This is a genomic window from Streptomyces sp. NPDC026417 (assembly GCF_055567695.1).
This window is the reverse complement of sequence record NZ_JBVHPY010000065.1, coordinates 1-8,700: the sequence shown is the minus strand read 5'-3', so window position 1 is coordinate 8,700 and position 8,700 is coordinate 1. Positions and strand designations below refer to the sequence as shown.

Here is an 8,700-nt window from a genome sequence, read left to right as displayed (position 1 = left end):
GCCACCCCCGCAACTACCTGGCGTTTCTCGGACTCGCCGCCGCCCTCTGCTGCTACAAGAGGCTCCTCCGCCTCACCACATAGGACACCGTCTAAGTGGTTCAGGAACCCGAACCAGGTGCCGGCGCCACCTCCGACGCCAAGGGAGCGCAGCAACGCCAGCGCCTGCGGAGAGACATAGATCCCGAGGGTGACGTCGAGGTGGCAACCCACCTGGATGTGCCTGTCGGCGCTTGTCGTCGTTGCCGCCCGCGGAGGTCGCGGGAGAGATGGTGCCAGCCTTTGTGCGGGTCCTGCGCGGCACGGCAGTAGAAATGCCATCAGCAGTCGGCACCTTGCCACGCGTGTACTACTGCCAGCAGCCACCTTCACGCAGCGCAGAGACGGCGGTGCTGTCACCGGTCGCCAGCGCGCTGGCGGCAACCTCGCACAGGTCCCACGGCAGCGGCTCCGCCATAGCTCGGATTTCCCAGAGCGGTGGCGGGGCCGCGATGAGAAGAGCAACAGCGGAAGCTCAGAGCGAAGGAGCTTCGTGTTTCCGGCTGGGTCTGCCAGGCCCGTTCGTGTTGCCCACCGCCAGCACCCACTACTTCGCCACGGCCCGAGCCATCCGCACCGCTCTTAAACATCGTGGTACGCCAAGCCTTTATGGGCGCAGCCCCGTTCAGCAGGATGTTTCTGTAGCTCATTTCCGAAAGGCACACTGTCATGGTGACTACAGCCACCCAGCGACTCCTCGATCTTGCCGCTCTCGCATCAGCCAGTCACGATGAGGAGCTGCTGGGGATCCTGCATGAGGCGCACTCGCTTTACCAACAGGGATTTGAGACCCTCCGCGGTGTCGTGGCGAGACGGACCGATGGAGCGTCGCCCGAGGCCCTGGTGGCGGCGCTGCGGGCGGCCGGAGTGCCGTGCGACGTTGCGCAGGACCCCGACGAGCTGGTCCTTTTGCTCGCCCTCACCGAGTGGGAGATGACTCCTGCGGCCCTTGCCTACTCCGAGATGGCCGACACCGCTGCCCGCCGCGGTGTGTGCCTGATCCCCGAAGACTGAGGACGGGCCCGCCGGTAGGGAGGCTCTGATAACCCACTAGACCGCCCCGCAGATCTTCTGCCATTATGTGAGGTGTTCCGGGCTGCCGGCACGCATGTCGACCAGAATGGACGGTCCCGCCATGACCTCGCGACGAAGGCCTCGCCTGGCTGACGCTGCTGAGATCGCGGCTGAGCAGGGCCTGACACCCGCGCGGATCAGCGGCCTTTACACCAAACGCCATGAGAACGGCTTCCCTGAGATCGCGGACTTGCGCGGACGCGCCCGCCTGTGGGATCACGCCGAGGTCACGGCCTGGTTCACCCAGCGCCCGCTGGCAAGACTGCGCGGCCACACGCCACCGTCCCGTGACCCGCAGGAGCTGCTGACTGGCTCCGAGGCCTCGAGGTTCCTGGGCTACAAAAACAGCAACCAGGTCAATACCTTCGTCCGCGACCACCCCGGGTACTTCCCCTCCCCGGACGTCGTCGAGGAAATGGGTACCGAGGAGCATCCCTACGTCCGCAGGAAGTGGCGCGTACAGACCCTGCTCGACTGGATGGCTGCCCGGCCCGGCAGCGGCAAGCACCTGGGAACCGAACGAGGAGCGCCGGCGCTTCCCGCAGTTCCGGTCAATGGTGATCCAGATGAGCTCCTGGGAGCCAGTGAGGCCGCAGCCTTGCTGCAGTTCAAGAGCGTGAACTCCTTCTCCAGCAGCCTCTCTCAGGGCAACCTGCCTCTTCTGGAGACCCCTGACGGCTTCTCCGAAAAGGGCGGGCGCCGGCGCTGGACGCGCAGGCGCATCCTCGAGCAGGCCAGCCAACGCAGCAAGGGAAGGCCCTAGCACCAAGAGTAAGAACCGGCGGCTGAGCCTGCTCCTCACCGCCCCCTGTATGTGGCTCCTGGCTAGGGATTGTTGGTTCCTTGCGGGCCAGGTGCCGCACGATGGCCGGCATGGCGCGGCTCGCCACCACGCCCCGCGACGGACTTCAACCCGTCGCGATCCAGCCATCGCTCGGAGCCCCGCCCACTTGGGCGGGGCTCCACCTGCGGCTGGTGCCGTTGCTCGTCCCGCTGGTCACCGCGGAGTTTGTCGGGCCACCGAGTATGCGGTGGGGCCGGTAAGCCCTGCCCCTGTGCCGTCGAGCATGTCCAGGACCTCGAAGCCAGCGCCCTCCGCGTAGCGTTCCAGTTCGCGGGGGAACAGGACGCGTCTGCGGATCTCGTCTCGGGCCTCGTCGCCCGAGGGGAGACTCCAGTGCCGGTGCATGGTGTTGATCTGGGTCCGCAGGTCCCACGTGTGGCGGATGGTGACGGTCGCGGGTCCCGTCGGGGTGTCGACCGTGGCGGTGGTCGGCTCGGTCCGGCTGATCGGGGCGACGGGGGAACACAGCACGAGCAGCGCTCCTGGCCGGGCGTGGGCGGTGAAGGTGGCGAAGACCTGGCTGATCGCCTCGTTGTCGTGCACGTAGGCGAGGCTGTTGCCCAGGCAGGTCACCACGTCCATGCGGCTGCCGAGTCGTACGGTGCGCATGTCGCCGGTGCGGATGTCCAGCCCGGGCCGGGCCCGGTGGGCGTAGTCGACCATGCCGGGCTGGAGGTCCACGCCGATGCACTCGAAGCGCTTGGCGAGGACCTCCAGATCGCGGCCGGTGCCGCATCCGAAGTCGACCAGGGTTCGGGCGTTCGGCCTGTGCCGCTCGATCAGGGTTTGGCACATTCCGGCGCTCATGCTGTCGGACTGGACCACGTCGTAGAGTGCCGGATCGCGGTATAGGAGGTTGGTGGCTTCCACGTGCTCGGCTTCCGTGTCGGGGCTGGTCACATGAGGCTTCGCAGCCCGACCTCCAGGGCGAGCACATCGCACAACAGATCGGGGACGACCGGCGCAGCGTAGGCGTCCCTCCGCGCCTTGGCGAGAACCTTGCCGTCAACGTAGCCGAGGTCCACCAGGATGGACTCCTTCAGCATGTCATCCAAGACCGGCAAGCCGTAGGAACGTAAACCCTTCTCCAGGACGGCCAGGAAGTTCTCCGGTTCGGCCGGCGCGGCCACCCACTCGGGCAGCCCGCCCCGTCTGATCCGTTCGCGGAACAGCGCCTTGCCGCGCTTGTGCTCGTGCGGTAGCTGCTCCATGAACCGCACGATCCGCGGATGCGCGAGCGGGCTCACCGGCCAGATTCCGGCCCGGAGGAATCCAGGGTTGTGCATCCCGAACGCCATCAGGGTCGGTACGGGCAGCACTGGGATGGGGGCCAGGTGCTCATTGACTTCGGCGAGCGCTCGGACTGCTTTGTCGCAGAGCCACGGCACAGGTTCCGGCGTCGGCAGCTTGGCCTGAGTCCTGGAGTGGTGGGCGTTGATCTCGTCCCCGCCGCTGCCCGTGAACATGACCTCGCACCGCCGGGCGGCTGCCTGCTCGCGCACGACATCGAACGCCTCCTGGTAGAAGGCTCCCGCCGGATCGTGCGGCTTGCACAGATCCCGTACGCCCCCAGCGCAGAAGGGTGGGTGCTGCAGGGCGAGGGTGGCCGTGTCTTGGAAGCCGCAGTGCTCCACAAGAGCCCGCCGCCGCTCGCGCTGCTGCCTGCCGGTGCTCCCTCCCACCAGCAGGCCGAAGCTGTACACCTCGGGGAAGCGCGCTGCTTTCACGGCCAGGGCGACGTTCCCGGAGTCGGCGCCGCCGGACAGCTCAACACCTACACATCCGGTTGCCGTCGGCGTCTGGCGGATCACGTCGGTCAGCAACTCGTCCAGGGTCACGAGTGGATCCACGCCGGGCCGCAGCGTACGCGGCTCAAGCACGTGTTCGGCGGGGTCGGGGTAGTGGACGCTGAGTCCCGAGGGAGTGAACGTGGCCGCTGCCCGTTCGGTGAGGCGGTAGACGCCTTTGAAGAGCGTCTCGGGGGTGTAGCGGTGCTGCCTCGTCAGCGTGCGGGCGACAACGCGCGGCACCAGGCGGTCGGCCCGCAGATACGGTCGCAGTAGTGTCAGGTCCCACGAGGCGTGCAGTTCGCCGGCCTTCTCTGTCAGGTAGAGCGGGGCTGTGCCGAAGACACCCGCCGCCAGGCGGGCTTGTCCGGGCTCCATGGTGAGCGCGACGAAGTCGGCCTCGTCCCGCCTGCACTCCTTCACGCGGACCCGTACGCGCGGCGCCTGGTGGTCGTTGACCTCTATGACCAGAGTGGACACGTTCGCGGGCTCGATCCAGCTCTCGCCGTTGATCCAACGGCCGCCCTGCGATCTCCACTTGGGCTCCTGGAGATCGGCCAGGCGCAGACGCATCGACAGCATGTCGTCCCTTTCCGATGCCGTGCGGCGAGGCGGGACCGCCTATGGCCCCGCCCCGCCTGGTGTCAGCCCTGCATCACTTGCTGCAGTGGTCGCCGTTGTTGTCGCCGCCGCCCGGCATCTTGTCGAGCAGCGCGGCCTCGACGGCGGGGACGCCGGTGATCAGGTCGCCGGTGAACAGCTCGTCCACGTTCATCGTTTTCTCCCTTACGGTTTTCAGCGGACTCCGCGGCCGATGCTGCGGAGTTGGACCCGCCCGGCTGCCAGACCCTTGCGAAGAAGGCAGCCGGGCGGGGTGCCCACCGCTTCCGGCGGCGGGCCCTCCCTCGTCACAGGTGGGGAGCCTGGATGCGTGACGGGGAGGAGTCAGGTGGGTGTCGATGCGGCGGCCACGCCCAGGACGAAGCCGACTGATCCCGAGACGGTGATGATCAGGAGCGGCCGGGCGTAGCGGCTGATGACTGCGGCCAACCGATTCACAGCCGCTCTCCACAGCTGCGCTCGTTGCCCTCGCGTAGTGCGGCGCTCAGCCTCGCCGCTGCGTCCTCAGGCGTGGCACTGCGGTGCTGCGGGCAGCGACACGGCGAGAATCGATTCGAACCCGGCGGCAGGTCCGTGCCTTCGTAGGTGTCGATCCTCAACGCCCCGTCCACGCCCCGTTCCTCGGCCGGCCGGGCCAGACGGGCCCGTGCTTCGTTTCTCATCCCTCAGCCCTTCAGACGACGGCTGCGGCGAGGTCTCGCCGTTCCCTGCTGTCTCTACGCAACCGCACGACCACGCTCAGCGGTACCGTTGCCGCAGTGTCAGGGCATGAAAGCCTTGAAAGTTCGCAAGGTCACGGGGAGTTGAGGGCATGGCCAAGCGTGAACCGAACGTGGCGCTCGGGCGCCTGCTCGCCGAGAGCCGTTGGACTCACCGTCAGTTCGCGCGGGCGGTGAACCGCGTGGGTACGGAGACCGGAATCCCTCTGCGTTACGACGAGTCGGCGGTGAGCCACTGGCTCGGAGGCACCGTCCCGCGCGGTGCGGTGCGCGCATGCATCCTCGAAGCCCTCTCCCGCTGCCTCGGCCGCCCCGTCACCCATGCCGAGGCCGGGCTGCCCGTTCCACGCGATCGCTGTTCCGCGGCTGCGGATACCGTGGAAGGGGTGATCGACCTGGGGAGGCTGGATATGGACCCGTCCCGCCGCAGTGTCCTGGGTGCCGGCCTGTTCTCCGTGGCCGTCACCATTCCCGGCTGGCCTGATGTGGTTGGGCGTGCCGACGCCGTCCAGTCCGGCCGCACGAGTCGCATCGGCATGAATGAAGTGGACATGGTCGTCGCCATGACCGAGCGGGTCTCGGAGCTGGACGACGAGTTCGGCGGCCGTCACGCACGCCCCATGGCGGCCTCGTTCATGGTCAACACTGTGGCCTCCTACCTGCGCGCCGACGCATCCGAGGACGTACGCAAGGCGATGCTGTCCGCCGCTTCGGACCTGCTCTACCTGACCGGCTACATGGCTGTGGACGAAGGGCTGCACGGTCTCGCGCAGCGCTACTACGTCAAGGCCCTGGAGCTGGCTGGCGCTGCCGAAGACCACCTGACGTACTGCACTACCCTGCGGGGCATGAGCGTCCAGGCAGTCGACCTCCGCCACGGGGCGAAGGCCATGGAGCTGGCCGACGCCGCTGCCGCCGCCTCCCCGAAAGCCGGGCCCCGGATGCTGGCCTTCCTCGTCGGCCAGCAGGCGCATGCCGCCGCGCAGACCGGCGACCGTGCGGGCGCGCTGCGCTACATCGGGGAGGCCGAGGCGGCCATGGACCGTGCCGAGTCACGCGGAAAGGCGTTCGGCTCGTATGACCCTTCTTCGCTCAACTATCACGTCAGCCAGGTGCGTTACGAACTCGGTGACAAGGCCGGAGCCGTCGAAGCCATGCAGCAAGCGGACCGGCTCCGCCCCAGCGTGTACCAGCGCACACGAGTACACCGTCGTGGACTGCTGGCCGAGAGGCAGTTGGAACTCGGCCACCTGGAAGCGGCCTGCGTCACCTGGCACCAGGCCCTCGACGACTACCCCAAGGTGCAGTCCGGCCGCGCCGACGAGCGCGTGAAGGCGATGTTCGGTCTCTTGCGCCCTCATCTGAAGAACGCAGCGGCCCGCGACCTGTACGACCGAGTACGGACGATCGCACCACCGTCGCTGGTCGCCTGATCCCCGTCGCTCCTTCAGGCTCAGCCACAGAAAGTCAGCCATGACGGCGGGTGCGTCGACAGGTCACCCGCCACGTGTGCTTCCAGCAACCCCGCACCAGCCGCAACCACACCCTCGTCCTTCCGTCACAGCATCCGCCCCGCTCCGCGCGGGATGGGCTGCTCGATCTGTGGCTTCGCCTGTACCCACGCCGACGAAGATCGATCGCGGCCTTCGGTTGCCGCAGCCTGACGTGGTGCGGTGCGGCGTTGGCGGGCCTGGCGGTGTACGCGGGTCTCCGTCCTGCCGGACGGGTCCGGTCGGGTGGTGATCCGTAGCGTGCGCTCCGACCCGTTGACCACGCGGACCGAGCACCGGCCTACCGGCCGCCCGCTGGAGGACGCGCGCAGCTGTGGGAGCGGATTGCGGGCACCGAGCATAGTGAGGAATTCGGGAACAGTCCGGCGGATGAAGGCGCCCTAGCGGCCGAGGTAGAAGCCGACCTCGCGCATGTTGTAGCGGTCGTCGTAGTCGAGAAGAAGGTATCCGGCGAACTGCAGTACCTCGTCGCGTCCAACGCGGTGGGGCCGGGTGAGGGCTTTGCAGTCGATGAGGAGGCCGTCGGTGATGAAGTCTGCGTCGGCCTTCAGGTCCGCGCTTCCTGCGAAGGTCGGCCCGCATACGCGCTGGTGGGCAGGCAAGCCTCGCAGAGGCGTGAAGGGCCCTTCTGCGAGCTTCATCTGCTCGTCGATGTCGTCGAGAACGTAGCTCGGCACGGCGCTGATCACCCCCCTGACGGTGGTGCGCTCGTCTACCTGGGCGAGGAGGTTGCGTTGCGGGCGAAGCTGCCGTTTCGGTAGATGGCTGCGAAGAAGCCGGTGACGAAGCACAGCCGGGTGAGCTCGTTATCGTCAAGTCGGCGCGAGGCGTCGGTTAGGTCGTGAGCCCCATGCACTTCGAGTGGGACAAGCTGCGTCCTGTGATGCCGGTGCCCTACGTGCCGACACTGGGTCCCGTGCCCCCCAGCCTGAGCGTGGACCTCTTCGAGGGCATCGTGCGGGTCGCCGGAACCGGCGCCTTCCTTCCTCATGACAAAGATCAGCGATGGGCTGAGACCAAGGACGAGTCGGTCTTGCCGCAGCACATCACCCACACCAGCACCCATACCCTCATTTCGGCGCTACGCCGCCGCGGCGGGGGCACCCTCACGGTCTACCTCTACGGCCCCGGCGCTGACGAGGCTGTGAACCTCGCCTGCAAACTGGCCAGCGACTGCCAGGCCGCCACCGCTCGCGTGGTCACCTTCCACGGCGCAGACGACACACCACCCGCGGGAGCGGCCGTGGCCCGGGTCCAATGCCGTGAATTCAGCGCACCAAGGCCGGAAGACCAGGCGGGCGGCGTGCGTCCCGTGGACGCCCTGCCGGCCCGGACGCGCGCGACGTTCAGTAGATTCGCCGAGCGGCTCACCAGTCACGGGTCCGCCTTCCTGCACACCCAGATGCAAGCGGGCACCGTAGGACCTGTCCTGGCCGCCACCGACGGCACTCGGATCGTCGGGGCGATCGGCCCCATGGAGACCATGCCCGACTCGGCATGCCGCACCCGGCTACTGCCCCAGTACTTCGGCGTCCTGCCGGAGCACCGCGGCCACGGCCATGGCCGCGCCCTGTGGCGAGCCGCCATGGCCTGGGGCAACGCCAATGGTGCCGACTACCAGCTGTTGCAGGCCGAAGTCGGAGGCGCCTCAGACCTCCTGTGTCAGGGGGAGGGACTGCGCTCCCTCGGGTTCGTCAGCACAGCCAAGGTCTGACCCATGCCTGCGGGCGCTGGCGTCACGGGTACCTCACGCGCAGAACGCTGAAGGTCCACCAGCTCATGACCTTCGACGCAATCCGCAGCCGACTCGACACCCAAGCCCCGGAAGCCACCCTCAAGCTCAGTCCCCCCCACCCTAGGAACCGCGGGCACCGACAGCGCAGGGGAAATGCCGTGCAACACCTGGCCGACGGGACGCACCTGGCACGGCCACCTATTAGGCGCTGTTTCTCGGATCATGTGCGGAGCCAGATGATGAGTGATGCGACGGTGACGGTGCCGAGGTAGGTGAAGGCCCGTTTCTCGTAGCGTGTGGCGACGGCGCGGAAGCCTTTGAGGCGGTTGATGGCCCGCTCGACGGTGTTGCGTTTCTTGTAGCGTTCGCGG

The 8,700-nt window shown here is 67.8% G+C and carries 7 protein-coding genes and 1 pseudogene; 4 read left to right on the top strand and 4 right to left on the bottom strand.

Annotated features, from left to right (window positions below; translation table 11 throughout):
* Positions 1-707 precede the first annotated feature (707 nt).
* A complete protein-coding gene (locus ACZ4NT_RS38170; protein WP_467729999.1) occupies positions 708-1,052 on the top strand; it encodes a hypothetical protein in 345 nt (114 codons plus the stop codon).
* A gap of 121 nt (positions 1,053-1,173) precedes the next feature.
* Positions 1,174-1,875 carry a hypothetical protein gene (locus ACZ4NT_RS38165; protein ID WP_467729997.1) on the top strand — a complete coding sequence of 234 codons (702 nt, stop codon included), beginning with the start codon at positions 1,174-1,176 and terminating at the stop codon, positions 1,873-1,875.
* A gap of 234 nt (positions 1,876-2,109) precedes the next feature.
* Here ACZ4NT_RS38165 and ACZ4NT_RS38160 read toward each other — a convergent pair whose 3' ends face one another.
* Both ACZ4NT_RS38160 and ACZ4NT_RS38155 read right to left on the bottom strand, forming a co-directional pair.
* A complete protein-coding gene (locus ACZ4NT_RS38160) occupies positions 2,110-2,856 on the bottom strand; it encodes a class I SAM-dependent methyltransferase (RefSeq protein ID WP_467729995.1) in 747 nt (248 codons plus the stop codon).
* Positions 2,853-4,316: an asparagine synthase-related protein gene (locus ACZ4NT_RS38155; RefSeq protein ID WP_467729993.1), complete on the bottom strand. Its 1,464-nt coding sequence runs from the start codon at positions 4,314-4,316 to the stop codon at positions 2,853-2,855. Before ACZ4NT_RS38155 ends, ACZ4NT_RS38160 begins: the two co-directional genes overlap by 4 nt.
* A gap of 859 nt (positions 4,317-5,175) precedes the next feature.
* Between ACZ4NT_RS38155 and ACZ4NT_RS38150 the strand changes: the two genes are divergently transcribed.
* A complete protein-coding gene (locus ACZ4NT_RS38150; protein ID WP_467729991.1) occupies positions 5,176-6,516 on the top strand; it encodes a tetratricopeptide repeat protein in 1,341 nt (446 codons plus the stop codon).
* A gap of 458 nt (positions 6,517-6,974) precedes the next feature.
* On the opposite strand, the gene ACZ4NT_RS38145 is transcribed toward ACZ4NT_RS38150, so the two are convergent.
* Entirely contained in the window at positions 6,975-7,283 is a 309-nt protein-coding gene (locus ACZ4NT_RS38145; protein WP_467729989.1) for a hypothetical protein, read from the bottom strand.
* A gap of 161 nt (positions 7,284-7,444) precedes the next feature.
* Between ACZ4NT_RS38145 and ACZ4NT_RS38140 the strand changes: the two genes are divergently transcribed.
* Complete coding sequence (locus ACZ4NT_RS38140) at positions 7,445-8,308, top strand: GNAT family N-acetyltransferase (RefSeq protein ID WP_467729987.1); 864 nt, start codon at positions 7,445-7,447, stop codon at positions 8,306-8,308.
* Between the two features lie 241 nt (positions 8,309-8,549).
* On the opposite strand, the pseudogene ACZ4NT_RS38135 reads toward ACZ4NT_RS38140, so the two are convergent.
* A pseudogene (locus ACZ4NT_RS38135) lies at positions 8,550-8,700 on the bottom strand (IS5/IS1182 family transposase); the annotation flags it as partial.

Coding starts and splice junctions, on each gene's coding strand:
- ACZ4NT_RS38155 (WP_467729993.1), bottom strand. CDS start 4,316: ATGCGTCTGCGCCTGGCCGATCTCCAGGAGCCCAAGTGGAGATCGCAG.
- ACZ4NT_RS38170 (WP_467729999.1), top strand. CDS start 708: ATGGTGACTACAGCCACCCAGCGACTCCTCGATCTTGCCGCTCTCGCA.
- ACZ4NT_RS38150 (WP_467729991.1), top strand. CDS start 5,176: ATGGCCAAGCGTGAACCGAACGTGGCGCTCGGGCGCCTGCTCGCCGAG.
- ACZ4NT_RS38140 (WP_467729987.1), top strand. CDS start 7,445: ATGCACTTCGAGTGGGACAAGCTGCGTCCTGTGATGCCGGTGCCCTAC.
- ACZ4NT_RS38165 (WP_467729997.1), top strand. CDS start 1,174: ATGACCTCGCGACGAAGGCCTCGCCTGGCTGACGCTGCTGAGATCGCG.